Here is a 23,328-nt window from a genome sequence, read left to right as displayed (position 1 = left end):
AAGGGATGAGAGAACAAAGTTTAATCAGGTATCCGCAAATTGCTGGCGATATTGATTGGGTGAAATGCTGAGTTGTTTTCGGAAGTGATGACGCATGGTGATCGCATTATCAAAGCCGCTGAGGTCTGCGACTTTTTCAACACTGTAGGTTTTGTTCTCTAACAACGTTTTAGCTTTTTCTAGTCGCTGTTGAGTTAACCAGGCTTTGGGGCTGAGATTAAAACTGCTTCGGAATTTGCGATCAAATGTTCGTCTCGACATGCTGGCGCGAGCGGCCAAGTGGTCCACTTCAATGTTCTCGTTCAGATGAGAAAGCGCCCAGTCCAGCGCTTCAGAGAACTGATTTGGTACAGCCAGAATAGGAGTCTCAACAAACTGCGATTGCCCGCCCAGGCGATGAGCAGAAACCACCAGCCGTCTGGCGACCTGATTGGCGATAGCGTAGCCAAAATCCTGCCTGATGATTTCTAACCCGAGATCAATCGCGGAAGCACTTCCGGCAGAGCACCCTACCTGACCATCATAAATGTAAAGTACATCGTCTATGTAATTCAGATGAGGAAATCGCTTTCTGAATTTATCAGCGTATCGCCAGTGTGTTGTCGCATCGCGTCCTTGAAAAACATTCAGTTCTGCTAGCAAAAATGCGCCAGAACAGAAGGACACAATGCGTTTTCCGGACTCATAAAAGGACTGGACCGACGCCCTTAAAACGCCTGGCATATCATTGCCCTCAGCCAACCAGCTAGGAACGATCAACATATCGTAGCGGTCAAGATCTTGCACGCACTTTGCCCGAAGCGTCAATCCGGCTGTTGACTCCAGTTCCGTATCTTCAAACGTGACCACATCGCATTCATACCAATCGTCAAACTCAGGTCTTGGCAACGCAAACAGCTCGACGGCGCAAGCAAGTTCAAACAAAGCAACGTTTGGGTAACTCAATATAGCAACTCGCATGGTTCTCTCTCCAATGACATGGCTTCTAAGATCTGTTGGTCTTAATAATGGCTGAAAGTTATCGAACTATGACTTATAAGCCAATCGTCAGTCAACCCACCTTCAACCACAATGAGTCATAGGCAAATACTAAGAAAAGGAAAAACTTATGACATCAGCAGTATCAAGAATTCCAGCGGCATCCAGTGAAGAGGCATTGGCGCATTTTGAATCTTTACTTCGCTTCGAAACGGATTGTTGGGATGTGCATCATGCCATGACCAACAACCGGCAAGACTTCGTTTTGCTGGACGTGCGAGGAGAAGTGGTCTTTGAAAAAGGTTTTATTGAGGGAGCGATAAACTTACCTCACTCAAAGATTAACCCGAAGAACTTGTCCCATTACACTGAAGATACGTTGTTTGTGGTGTATTGCGCAGGTCCCCATTGCAATGCAACGGAGAAAGCAGCTATTCGCCTTGCGAAGCTTGGTCGACCAGTAAAGAAGATGATCGGAGGCGTCACCGGGTGGATAGACGAAGGGTTTGATCTAGTTAAATAAACACAAGCAATTAAAACACCTGAGATTTTCACCCAATATCTGATGTTATTCTGAAAGGATTTATCAATTTCGCGACAAACAGTAAGCACTCAAGGATAAATAAAGTTAAGTTAATTCAATAATGATCTAATTATTGAATTTACCACTTGTTCCTTATTAGAAATATGTTAGTTTCAAAATTCGCATTCAAACAACTATTTCCAATAAAGAAATTCAGGGGAACAACATGTCAGATAAAGTAACCGGAAAAGTTAAGTGGTTTAATGAATCAAAAGGTTTTGGTTTTATTGAGCAAAACAATGGTCCAGATGTTTTTGTACACTTTTCAGCAATTACCGGTGAAGGCTTTAAGACACTCGCTGAGGGACAGCAAGTTGAATTCAAAGTATCTCAAGGAGTTAAAGGTCCTCAGGCTGAAGAAATTTCGGTACTTTGATTGATCAGAATTGAACAAGAGCAGCCGCTAAATGCGGCTGCTTTTTTATTAATATTGAGAATAAAACGAAAAACATTAATAAGAAAACTCTAATTTTCATGTTATTAAATAATCAATAAAAAATTTCAACGTCATACCAAAAAATATCTCAACTTCAAGACCCGCATGAATTATCCCAATTTGATTATGGGTAAATAAAAATTAAGACTTCCTCCGATAATAGATGCTCAAAAAATATTCGACGCACTAAACAATTACACACTTAGTTTGAATATACAGCACACTAAAATTGTGACTTTGCTTCATTTTCATAATATAACTGCGTCATATTTATAAAATAACCGAACATTCAGAAATAAAATCTTATGACACTCGGTCTGTCTGTGTCCGCATTCGTTTAATCAGAGGATACAAACCTTGAATATCTCATCGAAACAACAAAAACAAATCGCTTATGGCCTGCTCGCACTTCGCGTGACTGTCGCATTGGTTTTCTTTATTTGGGCTATGGATAAAATTCTGGTTCCCGAACACTCAACCAAGGTGTTTGCTAAGTTTTACGGGCTGGATGTTTCAGCAGGGTTCTCACTGATCATTGGTTTGGTTCAGCTTGTGTTTGTCGCTGCCTTGGCGCTAGGTATTCAAAAATCGACGACCTACTTGCTGGCACTGATTCTCCATGGTTTTTCTACTTTCTCGTCTTTCATGAAATACCTGGACCCATTCAACAACCTTCTGTTTTTCACCGCATGGCCGATGCTAGCTGCATGTCTGGCACTTTATCTGATGCGTGATCTGGATACGATAACCTTAGGGGGCAAGTCGCAGGAAGAGGCTTAAGAATTGAAATATTGCCCTGCTCTGAAGAGCGGGGCAATATGAAGAACGGGTTGACACTACTCAGTTGGAATTGGCAGGTTATGTGCCCGCAAAAAGCTGAGTTTGTCCCAGTAACCTCTTTGGAACATGATCAAACCGCCCTCAACCTTGAAGAATCCACATCCTCGCAAGCCAATCGGATCTTTCCATTCTAAAACTGCCCACTCTCCATCCTGAAAGATATTCTCTACAATGCATACCATTTCTGCCGCTGAGAACTCAGCCTCAAACATGGATTTGATGGCAGCTTTCCCTTCTACGGGTTCATTGGCAACTTGATGATTGACGGCGTTAGTATGGTAAAAGTCAGCAATTTTATTTGCATCACCTTGGTTAAAAGCCTTAACCCATTGTTCTACAACTTTTCTTGGTTCCATAACAAGTTACCTCTGTGACAGTAAAGATTTTTCACTATCCGATATGGCAAGATTGAGTGTCAATACCTGGCAGATTTTTTACTCTGCTTTTTCTCCACCTATTCCGTACATCAAAATTCACACTTACTGTTTTTTGTACCAATACCAGATTATTGGCGTGCTTAACGCCAGGAGTGAAGAGATGTATAACAAGGGTGAGAAATCCAGAGTTGAGTCCATTTTCGAATAAATCACCAAGCTGCTTAGCATTCCGCCCACCCCCACCGCAAGATGCTGGATAGAGTTTTGAGCGCTGATTAAAAACACGCGCTCACGGGCTGGTAAGGCGCATATCAATTCAGTAACAAGCACAAGCGTTCGAGTAGAACTGACAACAACAAATACACTGAATGCGATGGACGCCAATTCGACACTTTTCGTCTGAAAGCCCGAAATAACGGTCACAACCATAGCGATCGACAGCAACAGGATTAAGAGCCCTACATTCCTTTCATTCGCTTTTGTCCGACCATAAAACTGTACTGCGGCGAAAGCCCCTACTCCACTCACGAGGTAACAAATACTGAGGAGATTAGGTGATATACCCAAATTCACAGAAAGCATGACAGGAAATTGAGTGGAAACGGCAAAGGTGCCTAATATCGCGCTAAACGCCAATAGGATAGAAAACCAAGCCGTACGACTTTTTATCGCGTCTGACACTGAAAACAGGTCACTATTTGGAGCTGCGACGTTTGGGATCTGATGTTTATCGCCAGAACGATCAATTCCAAAAAGGAGAATGGAGACGAGCTGTAAACTCACGGACAAAAACTGAAAAGCGAGACGCCAGTTCTCCCCAGATGCCAACAGAATCAGGAGTGGAACACCGACCGCAAGAGCCAGCGGTAACGAACTCATCAGAACCGCAGTATTGCGCTTTTTGTTCTCGTCACCAGACCTCAGAATAACGTAGTTCAGGTTTACCACTGCCAGCGCACCACCAAAAATTCCGGTCAAAATCCTGCACAGAATCATTGTGGTGAAATCATGCACCAAGGTAGTAAAGAAAGTGGTCAGTATGATTCCTGCCAGAAAGAAGAGCATTCGATTCTTCTCACGCCTGATGTTAGAAGCCCCTCTTATACACAAACAAGTTATTGCGGCTGAGATGGAATATGCAGAAACCAGATAACCAGACCAAGCGGTGTCAGCTCCAACGTATGACGTCATTATTGAACTGAAAGGGACAATAGCCAATGCATCAAGACCAACCAGAAAATGTATCAGGAACAGAATGGTCATCTCAAACTGAGGAAGATGGATAGTTTTATTCTTTATTTTTTCTTTCACTTATCGAGCCTTTACTCATGAACGGTAAGAACATTGTATTAACTCACCTCTGGCGATAAAGTGTCGAAAACGAATTTTAGAATCCAATAAATTGGGACAATAAATGATTGATCAGGTAGAACAGCAATGGCTCAGAACTTTTCATTGTGTGTACGAAAATAACGGTTTTAAACAAGCCTCTGACACCTTGAATCTGCCCACATCAAACGTCAGTCGGCATATTGCTCTTTTGGAAGACAAACTCAATACCAAGCTGTTTGAAAGAACAACACGTCGAATCGCCCCTACTCACGCCGGAGACCAACTTTACGCAGCAACTTTGCCTTTGCTTGAAAAACTGGATGACGCCCTAAAAAACATCAGTCGGCACTCACATGAAGTTATCGGACAGCTTAAAATAGTGATGCCAGACAGCTCGGAATTGGCAAAATCAGTGATTGCATTCTGTAAGAAATACCCTTCCATAGAGCTATGCTGCGACACCAGCTTAAGCCCTAAAGAAGATCTGTTTGATGGCTTTGACCTGATCTTAAGTTTCCACAGGGGAGCACTGCCCGACAATAATTGGGTAGCTAAGGAAATCAAACGATGGGAAAGTGTGGTCGTTGCGTCTCCAAACCGGATAAAGGAGTCCTCCCGCCCCTACAAGGTAACGGATTTGAACCATGTTCCCTGCATTAGCAGCCTCACTGCTGCGGGGGGAACACCGTGGATATTCAAAAAACCAGATGGCGAGTTAGTTACTCAAAACGTTAAGTCATCGTTTAAAGTAAACAGTGGAAGCCTGGCGAAATCGGGCGCGTTGGCAGGTTTTGGTTTTGCAATACTGCCCGCAGACTCCTGTAGAAAAGACGTTGAAGCTGGCTTATTGGAAATTGTGACACTTGAATACCAGCCTGACGATCTGGTTCTGTATGCCTACCATGCATCGCGAAAGCATCTACCGAAGAAAGTCTCGATGTTTGTCGAACACCTACAATCTGAAGCGAGTTCGACTAACGCTAAAACTGAATGATCAAGTGTATTGTTAGATCGAAATACCAAACCATACCAACACACTTACCAAGCCAAACACCACCCAGGAAAGGTGCTTCCCTTTTGAGCCAAATAAAGCAATGAGGAAGTGGATAGCGAAAATAATAGCAATAATTTTTCCAATCAGAGGTTTACTGAGATCGGGCTGGGTAAGCGCGACTAAAATAGCCGCAAGCCCAAGCCACGCAACAGATGTGACATGCCATGCAAAGCGAAGGGTCTTCTTGGTGAATTCATCACTGCCAAAAAGCTTGGGAAGGTTGTCTTGCTTAAAAAGCCGGATAAGAATGTAGCGCTCCCCCAGATATGAGTGTGCAAACGTTACGACGACCAGCAGCAACGCCGCCAGATACATAAAGACTTCCATTTCTTCTCCTTAAACAAAAACATAGTCTCAACCAAATCAAACTTCCGTTTGAGACCTTCACTAAATGATTCAGCCCTACGCTATGCATGCCTTTCAGAACAATTACTTAAAATGGCATCTTGCCAATCTTAATTCCAACTAAATCTTGAGAATTACTCCAATGAGTGCAAGATTTTTTTACAATGATATCAACCGAATTTTCACCTGTCGCATATGCCGTCATAGCGACTGTAACCATTTCTTTGAAGTTTGGAGTAGTACTATCAATGGCAAATCGCTTAGTCGTAGCACATCCTGTCATCGCAGATTTATCTCCATTGATGTCGATAAATAGAATACTTTTCGATCCACTGTAATAAACACCAGCTCCAACTATTGTTCTGTTGGTAAAACGCTCAGCAGCCGCAACGCCATTTATAAACAGTAAACCAATGAGTGTGAAAACTACCTTTTTCATCATATCCCTAACCTTGTTAATACGTATTTTAGATAGGCGAATCTCTGTTCGAGTAATTCGTCAAACAGACATAAAATTAATTCGCGAATGGTCGAGCATCGTCGAATATCCAGTAGGATAATCAGTGATACCGCTTTGGGATGTTACAAGATTCTCTGGTTGGCTGGGATAGGAAGTTTTATGTATTTATCTTAATTTTCTTGTAGTTGGGACTTCACACGTATATCGCTATTTCAGTTTTGCTCCGGCTTGAGATACCGTTTTCAACACCTTTCGTCCTTGTTTAGGTTCAGCGGCCAAGATTCCTTTTTCTATAAGCGTCACCTTATAACCGCGACCAAGCGCTGCCATCGCCGTCTTATTGATACAGTATCTGGCATCTAAACCTACGATCTGTAATTCTCCGACATCTAATTTTTCCAGTAGCAGATCCAACTCACCCGTCTCAAATGAATCTTGCACCCGTTTGGTTAAAACATAATCTGGAAAACCGGTAAAAGGCTCGGCGATTTCCGTTCCCTCGGTTCCTGCTATTGCTTTTCCTCCCATGGTTAAACGCGCCAGTACTTTCGTTGAGAGGATGGACCATTCCTGTCGTATTGCAATAACGGGAAATCCTTGCTTTTTTGCGCTCTTCAATTCGTCAATAATTGCTGTCTGAGCATCAGACATTGAACGTTCAGTAAACAGATTTGAGTCCCAAAAGGTTTTTTGAAGATCAACCATTAAAATAGCCGTATTGGGTCGTTCGCCTATAGGTTGCCCTTCGCTGATTTTCCCAATAAGGCGTATACCGTTGGCAAGCCAAGCAACCAGGGCAATAAATGGTAGAGCAATCAGAAACCCTGTCATCATTATCAATCCTTACTCTTAGCTTTAAGCTCATTAACCAAATACTTTACGAGCGAAAGAGCCGCTGTGATGTCTTTTTCAGGTAGGTCCGTTGATATCTCATCAAGGAGCTCTTTCTCCTGCTCCATCACTTGCCTGATAACGTCCCGACCAGACTGGGTCAGTGAGATAAGACTAGAGCGTTTATGCCTTGGGTTTTCAGTTTTTTCAGTGAACCCAGACTTCAAGGTTTCATTGACCATAACCTGAACATACTGGCGATTTATATCGAGATGACGTGCTATTTCAGGAACCGCTAGTCCACCTTGGTTATGCAACACCTCAAGCACAGCACGCATTCGCACCGTCAACCCTGTTCCAGCCAGACCTTTCTCCACAACGACTTCAGCCGCTTGCATCAAAGGGCGCGACGCCCAAATCAATTCATACAGTTCTTTTGTCTTTTTCATGACATCATTAATGCCACATTGACATTAATAATGTCAAATTTTATTGCGCAATTTTCGAACAAAACTAGAAATCCCATCATCTTAAGATGGTAATAATTAACCCTCAGGTAATGGTTGATAAATTTGTGCCAAGGACGCAAGAACAGGGTCTTGAAGAAAGAATATTGGGAAATCGTGATGCTCGGATGTAGCCCAATCCGAGCATCAACATAAAGAGGCTTTTGGAATTGATGGTTTGAAGCGATTCAGCTTCAATCCTGATTTAACCCAAGTTCTTTCTGCTTGGCTTTGGTTAACCCCAGAGAGACGATTCGGTAGGACTCCTTGATGTAGTAAATCAGTTCTTCGTCTTTCTCTTTAGATGTGTCTGTCTGTTGAATCCACTTCATCCCACGGTTGGCAAAGTAAGGAGCAGGACGGTAGCCTTCGTGATCACTAAGAAAATCAAAGTTGTTATTTGAGGTTTTGAAAATATAAGCGGGCTTTTTATCTTCACCCCAGCCTCCAATGGCAAATACCTTGCCCCCAACTTTCCAGACATGTGAATCGCCCCACTGAATAACGTGGGTCGTTGCCGGTAAATCACCACAAAACTGATTAAATTCTTCGTAAGTCATGGTCGTGTCCTCATTTTATATCGAGGATCACAAAGGCAGGAGATATTGGCAAGGCTGTATGCCCAAACCACCTTAAGATGTGTGATTTAGAACTCTATATTCTGTTACCGCTCTGAGGGAAATAACAGTGGATTAAAACCCCAAACAAGGTGCTTGGGGTTTCATTTTTTACTTTAGACAGATCTTGACCGTTAGTATCCTAAACCTTGGCATACGCTGGAATTCACAGCGAAACCGCATTTCAGGATCTGGTACGAGCGTTGGATTTTTTCATCATGCGGAAAAGATTCCGCCAGCACAGTGTATGCGTCCAGCGCCTCTTTCTTTCGTCGACTGTTGTACAAAGCCCAGGCTTTCATTTCGATCAGCTCGACTTCCTTTCCGAAAATAGCTTCGTACTGTGAAATGCGAAAGAGCGTTTCGTCATACTCTTTTTGCTCAAAGGCATAGTAGACCTGCTTTAACGCAATCTGCCTGTCGATTTTACCGCGCTTTTCGGTGTCGTTGATTTGTGTGGCGATCATCTCTGCTTTGTCGGTATATCCCGCATGTTCCAGAGACAGCATGTAACCGTATTGAGTCAGATCCCAGTCCTCATCAGTTGGTGGCAACGTCGCGAGGGATTGCTCAAACGCCAGTGCTGCTGAGATAGGTCTTTGCAATTCGTACAACTTCCAACCTTTCAGAGCGAGCTCTTGCGGTGATAACGTCTCTTTATCACGCAGTGCTTCCAAACAAGTCTCAGGGGACGATTCGCATGCGAGGTCTATTTCTGCCCCTTCTCCAAAATCGAGTTTAGCGATCTCAGAAAACTCTTTCGCCCAGATCTGTTGTTCGACGTGCAAACGCTTTTGTTCACCTAAACCTTGTAGGCTTAAAAGTTTACCTTCCACACGTTTTGAGGTTGCGCCCCCCCAACCAATAGCATTTTCAAACCACTCTAATGCCTTTTCCGGCTGACCGCTTTCCAGATACCTCCAGCCCAGAAGCTCGGCCAGCTTGGCATCCTGCTTACCTGCAACGCGTCGTTCAGACTGGTCAAGATTGTTTTCATCGATGCGGACAAACGTCTGCTTTTCCGCATTTAAATCTCTTTGAATCTTAGCTCCTGATTTTGCATCGTAATTAGGGCTGGACTGGTATCGAGAAAGTACATCAGATTTTGCCTGCCCTGATGTCCAGCTCAGCAGTTTTTGCGTAGTGCTGAGTTCATGCCCCGAGCAGTTATCCAGAATGTTCTGGAATTTCGCGCGGGCGTTTTTTCCATAACCCGTGCTCACTTCGTTTTTCAGATCCAGCCACAGCCACTGAATGCGATCGCAACTCTGCCATTCGGGATGCTCATCAATAAGATCCGTCGCGCCTGCGGTTTTCCTTTTGGCTACCAGAGTATCGAGTTGTTTCAATGTCTCCTGATAGGTAAGTTCCCCACTCAATTCTGGAGAAATGGGTTGTCCCTGAACTGCTTTCTTTGTCGCTTCCCATCCTTGCTCATTGAGCATGGTCCAATATTGGTTTTCATCAAAACCTGATGTTGTTTCTTCGCTCACCTCAACCACAATACGATCGTCAAATAGCGTAATATCCGGTTCAACCTGGCTGTATACCGGGCTGGTCAGTAATGCGGTGATTGCCAGATAATGTCTCATTGGCAGAACCTCTCGTTGTAGGCGATATGGGAAAGCAGCACCAGGCTGTCTGAATAATAATCCTTACCTTCTGGTCGAACGGTAATTCCCTTATCACGGATTTTCGGATTACTTGCGGCTTCAACAAGCTGTGAAATTGCAATCGCGCCTTTTGGTGGCGGGTAAGGTGCCGTTTCTCCGGTATTTACGTTTACCCAAGCAGCATCGCTATTTTTTAACCAGTTATTGAACATCCAGGTCACTCGGTGAGGTCTTTCTCCCCAGATCAGATGCAGTGGAATCCGATAATTTGAGTAGCTGAACTGAGGCTCAAACTTCTTCGCTGGCTGCCAACCTCCCTTACCTATTTCCAGCCAGTCTGGCGGCAATAAATGGTGTCCATACAGGTTCTTATTCAAGATATCCATGCCACTGACCGAGAGGTGATTCCAGGTCGAATCGAATTGGCTGAAATCGTCAAATGCCGGGAATACCCAATACGCAAGGTTGGCAATGGTTTTGTCGCTGAACTCGAAGCCATAACCACCCGGCAATAATATGAACTCACCACGTGTGTCTTTTAAGTGCGATTGCTCTAACTCATTGATGATTCGTTTTGCTTTGGCGCGGTACTGGTTTCCCGACCAACGCTGTTCCGCTCGCAACAAAGCCCATGCAATCAGAATATCGCCATCACTGGCGTTGTTTATGTCTGGGACATGAGGCTTCTTCGGCTGCCATTTCCAGGAAAACAGATCATCTTGTTTGCGACCGAGATTCACCTGAGTCCATTCCCAAACACGGTCAAAGGTTTTCTTGTCACCGAAGTGTTCAGCGATGAGCATTCCATATCCCTGCCCCTCGCTGTGTGAAATATACCGATTGCCGTTATCAACGACTCTTCCTTCACGGGTTACAAAATTCTTCTTGTAAGTGGTCCACATGGATTTGTCGTTGCTGCACGCTGGCGACGCAATAGTATGACCGCTCAATAAGAGTAACGAACACCCACCTAATTTAATCGCTTTTAACCGCATTTTCGCTCCTCCAGATAGCGGGTAACCACGGCTGACATCAGCCAGATGATGAGCAGGGCAGACAATGCCAGACCGACAGGGTATCCAATGAATACGGCGGTAATGAACTGCTGAATATTGCTTGAAAAATTCCTTTCGCTTAACACACCTGTAGGCGGTTTTGCTGCGTCACTTCGAAGAAAGCTGTCGAATTGCTGGACGGTGCTTTCCATAAACTGAATTCGATACCAGCCTGTGTCTTTGTCGTGTTTTACGACTGCCTGTGCTTCGTCTGCAAATACAAAAGGCACCTCAGAACTGGCGTATTCACTGTTTTGATCTTCAGCGACAAACTCGAACAACTGCTGTTTAACTTCGGCGATATTACTGGTTTCACTAACCGATTCACTTGATAGGTCCATCGGGTTAAGTGCCACGTGAAACTCTCGCTTCTGCTCGGCTTCGCCGGTCACCATTAGCTTGCTGGACACTTGCTGCGTCGAATGTGAAACGTAGCCGAGTAGTCGCCACAATTTGCTCAGTTGCGCGGGGTTTGAATCATCAACGGTAACCTGCGCCAAACTGCCATTTTCGTTCGCCAGAGCCAATAAATCAGCGGCGGAAACCTGATGGCTCTCTGTTGGAATAAAACTGACCCATGACCCCAACTTTAAGTTTGACTTGTCCGACATGAATGCAGTGAATCGGCTTTGCTGATCGCGGATTCCAACCGGACCATGCACCTCAACACTGATTTTATTAATGCCCGGCTTGAAATCTCGCATCGGGATGTTCAGCCGATAGTGCTGAGAATCTCTCCAGTAACTCGATCGCAAAGGCAGGCTGCTGGTAAAGTTTCCGTTTACACGCAACACCATCGAGCCTTGCCCAGGATCAACGCGAGTGTGGGAAAGCAAAAGGTTTATCTGAGCCTTGTCTTCCCCGCTGAAAAGAATGTTGCTTGGCATGATGATCTTCAGATCCAGCGGCGAATCCGTAAGGTTAGTCTGAGATGTAAACAGAGAGAGCGGGTACTCTGTATCACTGCTCAAGATGCGATTTTCCGTCAACGCATTCTCAGCCACGACAATATGGGGCTGCTTTGGAAGATGGTGATTGCTTTGCGCAAAATACTCCGCGGCTTTGCGCACCTCTCCATCATTTTCACCCGAAATAATCATCAACCATTCTATGCCCTTCACTGAAACATCGGTGCTCAGGAAAGGGCCACTGATTTTCTCGTAGAGATCTTCATCTAACCAGCCAGTCTCAAGCAACCTGTCTTTGTTGCCGAACACGATGGTTGGCCCGGTTAATGGAGTGATTCGATTTGAATCCATCGCATAGTCAAACTGGTTATCGTCCCTGCCACTTTTCAATGTCCACCCCTGAACCAATGAGGAAGCGACGTTCAGCGAATATGCGCTGTTTTCTTCAATCAAAGACACTAGATGGATAGGGAAATGGCGATTTTGTCCGCTTTGAATCATCTCCTCAAAAGAATGCAAGGTTTGGATGCTTGCCCCTAAATCTTGAGAATAGGTCAGCGTATAGTGCGACTGCTCCAGATTCAGAGTGGTTTGCAATGCCGATGAATCAAACGAAGCCGGTTCTTTATCCAGCAGGTGCTGAACACGCAGTTTGATGTGCGGATTCTGTACGGAAATCAGCTCAGGCGGAATTTTAATATCGACCGTTTGAAGCCGGTTGCGCTGCCTTAGCTCAACATTCGCCAGTTTCCGATTTCCGGCAGCAATCCAAAGAAGCGTGCGATCAATCTGATTATTGTTATACAGAGAAAGTGCCAAATCTACCGATTCAACTTTTTGCCCATCTAAAACGGAAATCGGAATGGTGATGGTCTGGCTCTGACCTCTCAGAACCAAGTCACCTGTTTTGTCTGTCGCATAGTGCAATGGCACTTTGATGCTTTTTTCGGCGTATACCAATGGTGCCAGAATAAGCATGAATAACGTCATTAACCTATTCACTTTGAAGTTCCTTTCTTCCTTGATAATCCGATGTTTTGACTTTCTGTTTCACCGACGTTGTCAGTACTCGGGTGAGGTGGTGACATGCCAGAGAAAACAACCCGACAACAGAGGCAATCACGCCACGTTTCAGGCTTTCTTCATACTGCCTGCGTTGCTTCCATCGACTGCTTTGTCCATATGCCTTGGCGTACTGTACCTGCATGTCTTCTGCCAACTGACTGGCGAGTAGACAGCTGATCTGATGACCCTGAGGTCCGTTCTTCACCGATACCACTCTCATGTTCAGATTTACAAATTTGTAGTGAGGCTTCTTACTCTTGGAATAGCGACCACTTTCAGAGAAGTACCCAACATTGATGATGTCACCGCGCTGAACGTCATGCCCTGCTCCTCGCAATGTGAGCTTCGCGCCTTTAAGAGAAATGTCATTCAAGGTGGCGTAAATGGTTTGCTCACCCTGCTTGATCACCGCTTTTTCATTCACCAGTAATCTCGGTTCGCTTCGACGTTGTTGCCTTTCCAGCATGGCTCCGAGACACAGCACAATCAGAAGCAGGTTGAAAGTGTTAAACATGATCACCAGCATGAGCTGGCTTTGCTCGGCAGGGAACTGGATGTAACGGTAAATACCCCATATTTCTGCCAATACCACCAAGCCACATAGAGACGCCATAAACGGTGTTAGTTTCGAGAAAGAAACCGTTTGAGTGGTTTCACCTTTCGGCGTCACCACGAAGCTTGGCTTCTTGGGCTTAATGAGTACCGATAATGTCGGCAGGCAAAGATAAATTGACAACGCAGTTTCATAGAGCTCTGAGAAAAATGCCCGCCTTGTTTTGCCAAACAGCCTCTGGGTGATCATAACGCTGATAACAAGGTGTGGAATCACGTAAATCAGAAAGTCTTTGGTGTTGCCGACAAATATCTGTAGATCCAATAGCAGATACAGCAAAGGCGAAATCAAGAACACGGTACGGAATATCGGGAAGAACCAATAAAGCGTGGAATTGAGGTAACAGATCCTTTGTGGCAACGATAACCCTTTTTTGAAAAGCGGGTTGTTGAGTAAGAAGATCTGAATCATTCCCTGCGCCCAACGGGAACGTTGAGTCACGTAAGCACCAAATGTATCAGGAGATAGCCCCGCGACCATCGCCATATTGAGGTAAGCACTGCTCCAGCCATTCGAGTGAATGTTCAGTGCGGTATCGGCATCTTCAGTAATGGTTTTTGTTGAAATTCCACCCACCTCTTCCAGTGCAGCCCGACGAATCACCGCCGCGCTTCCGCAGAAAAAGCATCCATTCCAAAAGTCCATGCCCACCAGCGTTTTGTTGTAGAACATTTCATTTTCTGACGGGACTTTGTCTTCAATGCCAAGGTTTCTTTCCACCGGACCGGGTGTAACAAAGAAGTGTGGCGTTTGCACAAAACCAAGTTTGGAATCCTGCTGGAAAAGCCCGATGGTATTCATCAGAAAGTCTTTTGTTGGAACGTGGTCCGCATCTAAGATCAAGATCAGTTCGCCGGACGTCTTACCCAACGCATGATTGATGTTCCCGGCTTTTGCCTGCTGATTCTTTTCTCGTGTAATGTACGACGCACCCACTTCTTCGCAAAACGTTTTTAGGGCAGCGGCTCTGGATCGAGCTTCTTCCGCTGCGTCTGCATTTTGGTCGTTTAACTTTTGCTGGGTTCCACCATCATCCAGCACGAATACACGAAATTCCCCCGGGTAATCAAGACGTGATGCCGCCAGAATAGTAGGTCCCACCACATCCATAGGTTCGTTGTAAGTAGGGATGTACACATCCACGGTTGGAAGGTGTTCATCTTCGCTGATGGGGACTCGTTTACGTTCGTATGGCTTAACTGTGACAAACATGCCCATGATATAAACCAGAATGCCGTAGCACTCTGCGGCAAACAGCAACATGGCAAACGGGAGGTCCAGCCCGCTTTCCCACGGTAAGGTTTCCTGAAATCGCCAGTAAATGTAGCGAAACGAAATAAACGCGCCGATGAAGAGGATAAATGTGGTTGCTCTTGTCGACAGATTTCTGGACAGCAATACGATCAAAACGAACGAACTCGCCGCCAGCCAGAGATGGGTTTCTGTTGAAATATTGAGCGTTGCAAGAACATACAGCGCATAAAGGGCGCAAAGAAGCAGCAGCCCCTTGAATAGCTGCTTCGTGAAGCCAGGATTCATATTAGTATTTCTCTAGAATTAAAGATGGTTTGAAATGGCTGACCCAAGTAAGGCTTTTATCTTTGTCAGATGTGCAATAGCGAGTAAAAATTGAAATCCAGAGCGAATCTTTCCTCGCATTCTGGCGAGCATGCATACAACGTTCGCCACTTTCGGTTTCATTGGCCCAAGACTGATAGGGTCCGAGAGAATTGATAGAAAATGCGCCATTTTCTGTTGGTAAGTTAAAACCAAACATGGCTGGAGGTTGTTCTAGTGGGCGAGTGCCAAGAACTTGTACGACTAGGTTCTCTCCCGGTAAAAAAGTGTCGTTTCCTAACTGAGTCCAGAACCAGGTTTCATTCACTCTGGTTTGTCGAAAACTCTGAACGACAGGAACATTTTCAATAAGAATGGGTAACTGGTATTCGTCTATCTTAGTCGGATCGTAAATACGCCCTTGATGCCCTTGCTGAGTAAGCTGACACCCCGACATTAACATGGTGCAGAGCACACCAAGACCAAGATTCCATTTGATTGTCATTTACAATTATCTCATTTGATGGTCGCTTAAAATATGTGCAGAAACACGTATTCAAGCACCAATATTTGGAACAAACGTCGATAATTTTTAAGATCATCAAAATAAAAGTCAAACAAATAGAAAATAAAACTTGACAAATAAAAATATAGAATAATGTCTGGTAATTAATTTATGACTAAATTAGTGAGATCTTGATCATGTTTTTGAGGGAGCGGAAAATTCACGGGTTTTTGATTACAAATAAGTCAATTGAGCCAATTGAAAAAGCCAGCGTTTAGGCTAGCTTAACAAGATTTGTATTGGGAATAGCAGTCAAAGAAATGAGCTCTAAAGGTCAGATAAAGCTTCCCTGTAAGCCTTTACCGCCTGAGGTGATAGGTAGGCATCCATGCGCCTGAATAGCTCTAACAGTTCTTCTCCATACTGTTTCTTAAAGTCGTCGCTAGCCAGCACGAGTTCCAGCTCATTGGCGACAGTGAGCTCACAAAATAAATTCAGGGTTTTGTCGTCAATTTCGATCGATGTCTCATTAAATCGATCGCGAAATTTTATCGATTTTTCTTTATTAAATTGTGGGAAAACATGATCTCTATCACATGAGCAATAGAGGTAAACCAGCGCTTCTTCTTCCTCGCCGATGATCTCAGCAATGTACTTACGCTGATCGAGAGACACCATATTTTCATCAAAACCGGCTGTTCCGTAAGCAGCATGAAATAGACCCGCGGTTTGCAACACCTCCGACGCTCCCCACTGCTTAAGAATGTTTTGAGTGCCTTTTAAGTGCTCCGTCAGAGAACCATTCAAATGCTGGAAATCCCCAGCACCCAGCTCTGCCAACTGTTTAAACTTCTCTTTCATCACAACCCTTCTTCTACCATTTGTATGATCTTGTGTGCTTTTTCAAAATGGTCGAGTTTATGGGTCTGAATCCACCAGGTTGCGGCTTCCATAAGAAGTTCTGGGTCGTCATTTTTGTTGGCAAAAAACGCGTAAAACGAAACGCCTACGTTATCGCCTTTCTGTGAGATTTTCTTATTGCATACTTGCAGAACTTTCTGTCTGAGCGAGTCTCTCATTGTTATTCCTTATCTACTGACGTTGAATCTTTATACCCAATATCAATAGCTTATTGCAACAACACTCAGAAATTGATTCGTAATGAAAAGCCCGACTTACAGTAAGTCGGGCTAGTTTCTCGATTAGTTACAGGTCTGAACCATTGTCCAGTAACCCCAGTAATCGCTGAATGGGTTCACGCCATAGTGACGGTAGTTCGCTTCGAATAATGTTCCATTCGCAACAACACGATCACCCTGTTTGTATTGCTTGTAAAGTTCCCAAGCTGCCACATCGGCACATGCGTCTGTTGGCGGCGGTGGTGGTGGTGTTGTGCCTCCGCCATCTGGTGCTACACCGGACTTTTGAGTGATCCAAGGAACAAACTGAGTCACATCGGCAAATGCCGTGGCCGCAACACAACCAGGTTTACCCCAGCTTACTGCCCCTATCAGATAGTAATCGCCACCCGATTGCTTCACGAAAGGACCACCGCTGTCGCCATAACATGCACTTGTGCGAGCTTTGTAGCCACAAATGTTGTCTTTTGGCACGCTTCTACCTGGCTGAGCAATTCGCTGGCTACATTCTGAATTGGAGATGATGTTCAGATTGGTTGCTTTTAGCACGGCGCTCCCTCCAGAAGGGTTACCCGTTACTGTTTGTCCCCAACCTGACACTTTGACGGAGTTACCTACCGAAGCAAGACGCGCCTTAATTTCTGGTGTCGGCAGTTTTGCGATTTTGTATTTTGAGCTGACTGGCGAAGATAATCTTAGCAGTGCAACGTCGCTCCCCGCAGTTACGCTACCTCTCCATCCTTCGTGCACGATGATCTGAGATACGTTATGTGTATCCCCCTGAGAGGTACGTAAGTCAGTAACGCCCACTCGTACTTTGACGTTTCCTGCAGATTTATCATCAATACAGTGCGCCGCAGTAAGAACCCACTTAGAGTCAATCAGTGTACCGCCACAAAACTGTCTGCCACGGCTGTTCGTAAGTGCAACCTGATAAGGCACGGTGGAGTGAGATATTTCCGAGCCACCAATGATTCTTGGCTGAACGTCACTTTCAGCCGCATTGGCATTTGCAATGAAAAATGACCCCGTAACAAGTGCAGACAGTAATTTTAGTTTTCCTTTCATCATTAATATCCTTCCAAAGGATTGATTTTATTTATGCTCTTTCGAGCGTTAACACTTTCAGCGATGAGCCAGTCACTGTGCGGAGCTGGCTCGGTTTAGTGGATTAGTTACAGGTCTGAACCATTGTCCAGTAACCCCAGTAATCGCTGAATGGGTTCACGCCATAGTGGCGGTAGTTCGCTTCGAATAGAGTGCCGTTTGCGACAACGCGGTCACCCTGATTGTATTGCTTGTACAGCTCCCATGCTGCAACGTCGGAACAAGCGTCTGTTGGTGGCGGTGGTGGTGGTGGTGGTGTTGTACCTCCACCATCAGGTGAAACGCCTGACTTCTGAGTGATCCAAGGCGTAAAGTGCGTAACATCAGCAAATGCTGTGGCTGCATCACAAGTACCCGGTCCCCAGCTTACGGCACCAATCAAGTAGTACTCGTTGCCTGAGCGCTTAACAAATGGACCACCACTGTCACCCATACAAGCACTTGTATTGGCGGTGTAACCACAAATGTAGTCGTCGGACACACTCGAGTTGTTACGCTGAGCACATTCAGAGTTAGAAATAATATTGAGATCGGTTGCTTTCAGAACAGGGCTTCCCGCAGGAATTGCAGCAACGTTACGCCCCCAGCCAGATACTTTCACTGAGCTACCCACAGACGCTATCTGAGCTTTAATTTCTGGTGTTGGTAGTTTAGCGATCGCGTATTGGGAGCCGACAGGTGAAGCCAGCCTCAGCAGCGCGATATCATTACTTGATTTGTTACTGCTTCCCCAGCCTTCGTGTACGATGATCTGAGATACGTTATGCGTTTCACCCTGTGATGTACGAAGATCCGTTACACCAACTCGAATTTGAACACTTCCCGCAGAAGCGTTATCCACACAGTGTGCTGCTGTCACAACCCAGTTAGTGTCGATCAAAGTACCACCACAGCCGTGACCACCATTCATAGTCAGCGAAACCTGATAAGGCACTGAAGAGTGAGACACTTCTGAACCACCAATAATTCTTGGCTGAACATCACTTTCAGCCGCGTTAGCGTTTGCAATGCAAAACGACCCTGCGATAAGCGCAGACAATAGTCGTAGTTTTCCGTTCATCATTAATATCCTTCCAAAGGATTGATTTTATTCATGCTCTTTCGAGCGTTAACACTTTCAGCGATGAGCCAGCCACTATGCGGGACTGGCTCGGTTTAGTGGATTAGTTACAGGTCTGAACCATTGTCCAGTAGCCCCAGGAATCGCTGAATGGATTCACGCCGTAATGGCGGTAGTTCGCTTCAAACAGTGTGCCATTGGCAACAGCGCGATCGCCCTGGTTGTATTGCTTGTATAGCTCCCAAGCAGCAGCACCAGAACAGCCATCTGTTGGAGGTGTTGTTGTGCCCCCACCAGCAGGTGTGACTCCAGAGTTCTGAGTGATCCAAGGAACGAATTTGGTCACGTCGGTAAATCCACTTGCTCCAGAACAGGTCGTGTCAGGCGCCCAACTTGTTGCCCCAAATACGTAGTAATCATTACCGTGCTGGGTTGCAAATGGACCACCACTGTCACCCATGCATATACTGTTTTGAGGTTTGTACCCGCAAATGAAATCGCTACTTACAGGTCTTCCTGTAATTTGCTGGCAATCTGCAACAGGCAAGTCAGCCGCTTTCAGTATCGAGCTTCCAAAACCCGACGAGCCACTAAAACGCCCCCAGCCAGAGGCTTTCAATGTTTTACCGGGCGAGGCCAATTGCGCTTTAATTGCTGGTGTAGGCAGTTTGGCAATTTGATATTTCGCATCTACTGGCGTAGCAAGTTTAAGAAGTGCGATATCGTTGGTTAAATTCGAAGAGTTGAATCTTTCGTGTGTGATTACACGCGATACATTGTGCTTTTCCCCTTGGCTTGTTCTGAGATCAGAAACACCAATTCTGATTTGAACGTCGCTCGCAGATTTCCCCTGAACACAGTGAGCTGCCGTTAATACCCAATCTCGCGCTATGATGGTTCCCCCACAGAACTGAGAACCTGAAGGCGCCTGTAAAGCCACCTGATATGGAACGGTTGAATGAGCTATCTCAGATCCTCCGATAATACGAGGTTGCACTGAGTTTTCCTCCGCTTGTACAAATGCGGTACCGAATGTGCTTGCAACCAATACACCGAGTAGTCGTAGTTTCGATTTCATTGTTGATATCCTTCCAAATGATTGATTTTGGTTATGCTCTTTCGAGCTTTAAAACTTGCAGTTGTCTTTGATCTGCAAGCAATACACACCCAGACCTCATTTCCACTTCTGGGGTGTATTTCTTTTCGAAGCTCGAATACTTCGAAAATATCGAGATGTTTCGTTAACACTTTGGAAAGCCAGCTTCGATATGTAGCTGGCAAGAATTGCAGGATCAGTTACAGGTCTGAACCATTGTCCAGTAGCCCCAGTAATCGCTGAATGGATTCACGCCGTAATGGCGGTAGTTCGCTTCAAACAATGTGCCATTGGCAACAGCACGGTCACCTTGTTTGTATTGCTTGTATAGTTCCCAAGCAGCAACACCAGAACAGCCATCTGTTGGAGGTGGCGTTGTGCCGCCACCATCAGGTGTGACTCCAGATTTCTGAGAGATCCAAGGAACGAATTTGGTCACGTCGGTATACGCAGTAGCAGTGGTACAGTTCTTGGTTACCCAACTTGCTGCACCGAATACGTAGTAGTCACTGCCCGATCTAGCAGCTAATGGACCGCCACTATCGCCATTACATGCGCTATTTTGAGGTTTATATCCACATATGAAGTGATCACTTACTGGTGCACTGCCCATTACGCGCTGACACTCTGAGTTAGAAATAACTGGTAGATCCGTTGCTTTCAGAACTGGGCTGGTGTCACGTGAAGAAGTACTGAATCGTCCCCAACCGGATGCTTTCAGAGAATTACCCACGGAAGCTAATTGCGCTTTAATTGCTGGTGTAGGCAGTTTGGCGATTGGATATTTCGCATCAACTGGTGTCGCGAGTTTCAGAAGCGCAATGTCGTTATTTACGCCTGAAGTACCCCAACTTTCATGGATTATGACTTGCGATACATTGTGCTTTTCCCCTTGGCTTGTTCTGAGATCAGCAACACCAATTCTGATTTGAACGCCGCTCGCAGATTTCCCCTGAACACAGTGAGCTGCCGTTAATACCCAATCTCGTGCTATGATGGTTCCCCCACAGAACTGAAAACCTGAAGGCGTCTGTAAAGCCACTTGATATGGAACGCTTGAATGAGCAACCTCAGACCCCCCGATAATACGAGGTTGCACTGAGTTTTCCTCCGCTTGTACAAATGCGGTACCGAATGTGCCTGCAACTAATACACTGAGTAGTCGTAGTTTCGATTTCATTGTTGATATCCTTCCAACTTTTATTACATTAAAATCAACTCATTACGAGTTATTGATAGTTCCCTACAACCCTAAAAGCTGTAGGCGTTATCACACCTCTATCCGAAATAGTGTGCGAATTCTTTCAAACTCATGACCATGAACTAATGGATAAAATTGGAGCGCCTGAAATCTCCTCGAAAGATCAGAAAACTTTATATTCAGGCATAACTTCCCCGCCCAAGTGATACCCACTTTGGAAATTAATTGATGCTAATTTAAAAAAAAACATAACTCGCACCTTGATATTCACATCAAGGTTAATGATATTTTTATCTGCTAATTATATTGTAAATTTGAATATTTATTTCTTTATCCAGAATGACATTCACTAATTTATAAATTGAACTTGCGAATTAAATTAAACAAATAAATTTAGAAGTACACCAGCAAACGGACAATGATTAACCATCCGTGAGCATTATCACGATATTGAATATACAAAACGGATCGACCGGAATTAACATCACACAAACTAGTGTATACACAGGGGAAAGGTTACACATTCAACAATAATTTAAACCATTGTTTTAAATAGATAAAATAAATTAAATTCATACATAAGCTCATCAACTATCAGCGCATTATTAGCACATTGTAAAACCTGCCTTTTGTAAAAAATCCGCTTTAATATTGTGTATTACTTCAATCTTATATAAATAATAAGCGAGTGAATTTTATCGTATTTTTCGAAACCACTTTACAAACATTATTCTGTCATTTCGTTTCAGGCTCAATGGAATACATGTCATAAAATTTATGATCTTTTCTTCATCTTTTTTAATTAATGAACCTAGTGAAATACGGTTAACTCAAACCAAAATTATTCAGGAATTATTTGGACGACTAAATATTGATAGAACTAACAATATAATTCTTTCAAAAACAATTTATGACTTTGCGCATATCGTAAATTTTTTCATTGTATGTATACCCAAGTAACCTCAAGATGCATGGTTCAGCGAGAATTAACTGGCTTTCAGACAAGACACCGATTTGTAGATCTAGTGGGTCTAAATCAAGAATCGGTAACGCAGTATGAAAGCCAGTTAAACTCGCCCTTGGGATCCCATATTCTGCTCCATTTCATCGTCAAAGAACTTGGAAAGGACTTGTCATTCCGCTGCGTTCTTTTCCTTGAACTGAAACAGAATATGAGGATCTGATTCATACATCTTGAGGACACTTGGGTATAAGACACCAAGATTTGCCAATTCTGTCGCAGTTTCTCGTAACAAGAGCGATTAGCTATCGAATGAAATATAAATCATTGATAAGAATATAAAATTCTCGACGTGGTTAAGATTTACACTCGGACATTCAATCAGAAACGAGGAAACACGATGAAACTAAAACTTATTGCATCTGCTGTAGTCGCACTAATTGCTTTCCCTTCTATGGCTGCACATTGCCCGGAATTCAGCATTCATCAACAATATTACAATGGTGATGAGATTCAGAAAGACGGGGCATTTTTCCGTGCTCAGAATGATCCGCACAAGGGCGTTGATGTTTCCAGTTCCTGGTTCTGGCAGAGTATTCCAGAGTGTCAGTCAGGGTTGTCACAAATCAGGCTAGAACACCCTCATCGCTTTTTGGCGGGAGTAAAAACTGACGAGATTCTAGCGGGTGATGGGATCACTAACTACACCAGTATCAACCAAAATCAGGTGTATGTAGCGAATAAAACAGAAGGCACTTACTTCCAGACCTATGTTCGTCCAACAGATGTGACGCTGTCAGATCGGTTCTCTGTCGGGCGTTCAGAAACCAAGATAAGAGCAGGTAGCCTGAAATTTGAAGAATCTATTTACGGTAAGCAGGACAGCACAACAGTTGATGCACAGTCTGTAAAAACATCATTTGTAGAAGCAGAAAAAATGATTATGGCACCAATGGCGGTTATCGGTGATCGTGACATCATGGCTTACATCAAGTCATTAGAAGCAAGAATTGCGGATCTTGAAGCCAAGCTGGCTCAGCAACCATAAGAAACTTTAGCCTAGTGGCTGAAAGCAACAAAAACTGGGCT

The 23,328-nt window shown here is 44.5% G+C and carries 24 protein-coding genes; 5 read left to right on the top strand and 19 right to left on the bottom strand.

The features are described 5' to 3' along the window. Window positions 1-24 precede the first annotated feature (24 nt). Entirely contained in the window at window positions 25-960 is a 936-nt protein-coding gene (locus INR79_RS20815; protein WP_022595927.1) for a helix-turn-helix domain-containing protein, read from the bottom strand. 148 nt (window positions 961-1,108) lie between these two features. Here INR79_RS20815 and INR79_RS20810 point away from each other — a divergent pair, with 148 nt between their 5' ends. The 3 genes from INR79_RS20810 (at window position 1,109) to INR79_RS20800 (ending at window position 2,777) form a co-directional block, all read left to right on the top strand. Continuing rightward, window positions 1,109-1,501 carry a rhodanese-like domain-containing protein gene (locus tag INR79_RS20810; protein ID WP_022595925.1) on the top strand — a complete coding sequence of 131 codons (393 nt, stop codon included), beginning with the start codon at window positions 1,109-1,111 and terminating at the stop codon, window positions 1,499-1,501. Between the two features lie 226 nt (window positions 1,502-1,727). Further along, a complete protein-coding gene (locus INR79_RS20805; RefSeq protein ID WP_004407470.1) occupies window positions 1,728-1,937 on the top strand; it encodes a cold-shock protein in 210 nt (69 codons plus the stop codon). Between the two features lie 417 nt (window positions 1,938-2,354). Then, window positions 2,355-2,777, top strand: coding sequence for a hypothetical protein (locus tag INR79_RS20800; protein WP_022560836.1), 423 nt, complete (start codon window positions 2,355-2,357; stop codon window positions 2,775-2,777). Between the two features lie 56 nt (window positions 2,778-2,833). Here the strand turns inward: INR79_RS20800 and INR79_RS20795 are convergent, their stop codons facing one another. Beyond that, window positions 2,834-3,193, bottom strand: coding sequence for a nuclear transport factor 2 family protein (locus INR79_RS20795; RefSeq protein ID WP_223099645.1), 360 nt, complete (start codon window positions 3,191-3,193; stop codon window positions 2,834-2,836). A 123-nt stretch (window positions 3,194-3,316) separates the two neighbouring features. Next, window positions 3,317-4,525, bottom strand: a complete 1,209-nt coding sequence (locus INR79_RS20790; RefSeq protein WP_223099644.1) for an MFS transporter — start codon at window positions 4,523-4,525, stop codon at window positions 3,317-3,319. Window positions 4,526-4,628: 103 nt separating this feature from the next. On the opposite strand from INR79_RS20790, the gene INR79_RS20785 reads away from it, so the two are divergent. Next, window positions 4,629-5,540: a LysR family transcriptional regulator gene (locus tag INR79_RS20785; RefSeq protein ID WP_223099643.1), complete on the top strand. Its 912-nt coding sequence runs from the start codon at window positions 4,629-4,631 to the stop codon at window positions 5,538-5,540. A gap of 12 nt (window positions 5,541-5,552) precedes the next feature. On the opposite strand, the gene INR79_RS20780 is transcribed toward INR79_RS20785, so the two are convergent. The 16 genes from INR79_RS20780 to INR79_RS20705 all read right to left on the bottom strand — a co-directional run bounded on the left by INR79_RS20780 (window position 5,553) and on the right by INR79_RS20705 (window position 21,257). After that, window positions 5,553-5,927 carry a hypothetical protein gene (locus INR79_RS20780; protein ID WP_223099642.1) on the bottom strand — a complete coding sequence of 125 codons (375 nt, stop codon included), beginning with the start codon at window positions 5,925-5,927 and terminating at the stop codon, window positions 5,553-5,555. A gap of 106 nt (window positions 5,928-6,033) precedes the next feature. Then, complete coding sequence (locus INR79_RS20775; RefSeq protein ID WP_022595914.1) at window positions 6,034-6,387, bottom strand: hypothetical protein; 354 nt, start codon at window positions 6,385-6,387, stop codon at window positions 6,034-6,036. A 225-nt stretch (window positions 6,388-6,612) separates the two neighbouring features. Further along, a complete protein-coding gene (locus tag INR79_RS20770) occupies window positions 6,613-7,239 on the bottom strand; it encodes a cysteine hydrolase (RefSeq protein ID WP_262415454.1) in 627 nt (208 codons plus the stop codon). Between the two features lie 2 nt (window positions 7,240-7,241). Then, a complete protein-coding gene (locus INR79_RS20765) occupies window positions 7,242-7,685 on the bottom strand; it encodes a MarR family winged helix-turn-helix transcriptional regulator (protein ID WP_223099641.1) in 444 nt (147 codons plus the stop codon). Between the two features lie 251 nt (window positions 7,686-7,936). Beyond that, the gene (locus INR79_RS20760) at window positions 7,937-8,302 is read right to left on the bottom strand and encodes an MmcQ/YjbR family DNA-binding protein (protein ID WP_022560829.1); all 366 of its coding nucleotides are present in this window, start codon (window positions 8,300-8,302) and stop codon (window positions 7,937-7,939) included. Window positions 8,303-8,493: 191 nt separating this feature from the next. After that, a complete protein-coding gene (locus INR79_RS20755) occupies window positions 8,494-9,951 on the bottom strand; it encodes a hypothetical protein (protein WP_223099631.1) in 1,458 nt (485 codons plus the stop codon). Further along, window positions 9,948-10,967, bottom strand: coding sequence for a glycosyl hydrolase family 8 (locus INR79_RS20750; protein WP_223099629.1), 1,020 nt, complete (start codon window positions 10,965-10,967; stop codon window positions 9,948-9,950). Before INR79_RS20750 ends, INR79_RS20755 begins: the two co-directional genes overlap by 4 nt. Next, window positions 10,958-12,937, bottom strand: coding sequence for a cellulose biosynthesis cyclic di-GMP-binding regulatory protein BcsB (locus INR79_RS20745; RefSeq protein WP_262415453.1), 1,980 nt, complete (start codon window positions 12,935-12,937; stop codon window positions 10,958-10,960). The genes INR79_RS20750 and INR79_RS20745 overlap by 10 nt, the downstream gene beginning before the upstream one ends. After that, window positions 12,930-15,152: a UDP-forming cellulose synthase catalytic subunit gene (gene bcsA, locus INR79_RS20740; RefSeq protein WP_223099627.1), complete on the bottom strand. Its 2,223-nt coding sequence runs from the start codon at window positions 15,150-15,152 to the stop codon at window positions 12,930-12,932. Before bcsA ends, INR79_RS20745 begins: the two co-directional genes overlap by 8 nt. A 1-nt stretch (window position 15,153) precedes the next feature. Further along, complete coding sequence (locus tag INR79_RS20735; RefSeq protein ID WP_223099625.1) at window positions 15,154-15,675, bottom strand: hypothetical protein; 522 nt, start codon at window positions 15,673-15,675, stop codon at window positions 15,154-15,156. Between the two features lie 327 nt (window positions 15,676-16,002). Beyond that, on the bottom strand, window positions 16,003-16,536 hold the full coding sequence (locus INR79_RS20730) for a DUF6817 domain-containing protein (RefSeq protein WP_022599751.1): 534 nt from the start codon (window positions 16,534-16,536) through the stop codon (window positions 16,003-16,005). After that, the gene (locus tag INR79_RS20725) at window positions 16,536-16,754 is read right to left on the bottom strand and encodes a DUF6500 family protein (RefSeq protein WP_022599750.1); all 219 of its coding nucleotides are present in this window, start codon (window positions 16,752-16,754) and stop codon (window positions 16,536-16,538) included. Before INR79_RS20725 ends, INR79_RS20730 begins: the two co-directional genes overlap by 1 nt. A 123-nt stretch (window positions 16,755-16,877) precedes the next feature. After that, on the bottom strand, window positions 16,878-17,885 hold the full coding sequence (locus INR79_RS20720) for a S1 family peptidase (RefSeq protein ID WP_262415452.1): 1,008 nt from the start codon (window positions 17,883-17,885) through the stop codon (window positions 16,878-16,880). A 100-nt stretch (window positions 17,886-17,985) separates the two neighbouring features. Beyond that, window positions 17,986-18,984, bottom strand: coding sequence for a S1 family peptidase (locus INR79_RS20715; RefSeq protein WP_262415451.1), 999 nt, complete (start codon window positions 18,982-18,984; stop codon window positions 17,986-17,988). Window positions 18,985-19,084: 100 nt separating this feature from the next. After that, window positions 19,085-20,059: a S1 family peptidase gene (locus INR79_RS20710; protein WP_223099622.1), complete on the bottom strand. Its 975-nt coding sequence runs from the start codon at window positions 20,057-20,059 to the stop codon at window positions 19,085-19,087. 214 nt (window positions 20,060-20,273) lie between these two features. Next, entirely contained in the window at window positions 20,274-21,257 is a 984-nt protein-coding gene (locus INR79_RS20705; protein WP_223099620.1) for a S1 family peptidase, read from the bottom strand. A gap of 1,382 nt (window positions 21,258-22,639) precedes the next feature. On the opposite strand from INR79_RS20705, the gene INR79_RS20700 reads away from it, so the two are divergent. Next, the gene (locus tag INR79_RS20700; RefSeq protein WP_022560819.1) at window positions 22,640-23,287 is read left to right on the top strand and encodes a hypothetical protein; all 648 of its coding nucleotides are present in this window, start codon (window positions 22,640-22,642) and stop codon (window positions 23,285-23,287) included. Window positions 23,288-23,328 lie beyond the last annotated feature (41 nt).

This window comes from Vibrio sp. SCSIO 43132, assembly GCF_019904195.1.
Taxonomy (GTDB): Bacteria; Pseudomonadota; Gammaproteobacteria; order Enterobacterales; family Vibrionaceae; genus Vibrio; species Vibrio nigripulchritudo.
The sequence above is the reverse complement of the archived record's forward strand: the minus strand, read 5'-3'. Positions and strand labels throughout refer to the sequence as shown.

What these genes read in the sequence shown, in the direction of transcription:
- INR79_RS20815 (WP_022595927.1), bottom strand. Translation starts at nt 960, where the DNA reads ATGCGAGTTGCTATATTGAGTTACCCAAACGTTGCTTTGTTTGAACTT.
- INR79_RS20810 (WP_022595925.1), top strand. Translation starts at nt 1,109, where the DNA reads ATGACATCAGCAGTATCAAGAATTCCAGCGGCATCCAGTGAAGAGGCA.
- INR79_RS20805 (WP_004407470.1), top strand. Translation starts at nt 1,728, where the DNA reads ATGTCAGATAAAGTAACCGGAAAAGTTAAGTGGTTTAATGAATCAAAA.
- INR79_RS20795 (WP_223099645.1), bottom strand. Translation starts at nt 3,193, where the DNA reads ATGGAACCAAGAAAAGTTGTAGAACAATGGGTTAAGGCTTTTAACCAA.
- INR79_RS20785 (WP_223099643.1), top strand. Translation starts at nt 4,629, where the DNA reads ATGATTGATCAGGTAGAACAGCAATGGCTCAGAACTTTTCATTGTGTG.
- INR79_RS20780 (WP_223099642.1), bottom strand. Translation starts at nt 5,927, where the DNA reads ATGGAAGTCTTTATGTATCTGGCGGCGTTGCTGCTGGTCGTCGTAACG.
- INR79_RS20775 (WP_022595914.1), bottom strand. Translation starts at nt 6,387, where the DNA reads ATGATGAAAAAGGTAGTTTTCACACTCATTGGTTTACTGTTTATAAAT.
- INR79_RS20770 (WP_262415454.1), bottom strand. Translation starts at nt 7,239, where the DNA reads ATGATGACAGGGTTTCTGATTGCTCTACCATTTATTGCCCTGGTTGCT.
- INR79_RS20765 (WP_223099641.1), bottom strand. Translation starts at nt 7,685, where the DNA reads ATGAAAAAGACAAAAGAACTGTATGAATTGATTTGGGCGTCGCGCCCT.
- INR79_RS20760 (WP_022560829.1), bottom strand. Translation starts at nt 8,302, where the DNA reads ATGACTTACGAAGAATTTAATCAGTTTTGTGGTGATTTACCGGCAACG.
- INR79_RS20755 (WP_223099631.1), bottom strand. Translation starts at nt 9,951, where the DNA reads ATGAGACATTATCTGGCAATCACCGCATTACTGACCAGCCCGGTATAC.
- INR79_RS20750 (WP_223099629.1), bottom strand. Translation starts at nt 10,967, where the DNA reads ATGCGGTTAAAAGCGATTAAATTAGGTGGGTGTTCGTTACTCTTATTG.
- bcsA (WP_223099627.1), bottom strand. Translation starts at nt 15,152, where the DNA reads ATGAATCCTGGCTTCACGAAGCAGCTATTCAAGGGGCTGCTGCTTCTT.
- INR79_RS20735 (WP_223099625.1), bottom strand. Translation starts at nt 15,675, where the DNA reads ATGACAATCAAATGGAATCTTGGTCTTGGTGTGCTCTGCACCATGTTA.
- INR79_RS20730 (WP_022599751.1), bottom strand. Translation starts at nt 16,536, where the DNA reads ATGAAAGAGAAGTTTAAACAGTTGGCAGAGCTGGGTGCTGGGGATTTC.
- INR79_RS20725 (WP_022599750.1), bottom strand. Translation starts at nt 16,754, where the DNA reads ATGAGAGACTCGCTCAGACAGAAAGTTCTGCAAGTATGCAATAAGAAA.
- INR79_RS20720 (WP_262415452.1), bottom strand. Translation starts at nt 17,885, where the DNA reads ATGATGAAAGGAAAACTAAAATTACTGTCTGCACTTGTTACGGGGTCA.
- INR79_RS20715 (WP_262415451.1), bottom strand. Translation starts at nt 18,984, where the DNA reads ATGATGAACGGAAAACTACGACTATTGTCTGCGCTTATCGCAGGGTCG.
- INR79_RS20710 (WP_223099622.1), bottom strand. Translation starts at nt 20,059, where the DNA reads ATGAAATCGAAACTACGACTACTCGGTGTATTGGTTGCAAGCACATTC.
- INR79_RS20705 (WP_223099620.1), bottom strand. Translation starts at nt 21,257, where the DNA reads ATGAAATCGAAACTACGACTACTCAGTGTATTAGTTGCAGGCACATTC.
- INR79_RS20700 (WP_022560819.1), top strand. Translation starts at nt 22,640, where the DNA reads ATGAAACTAAAACTTATTGCATCTGCTGTAGTCGCACTAATTGCTTTC.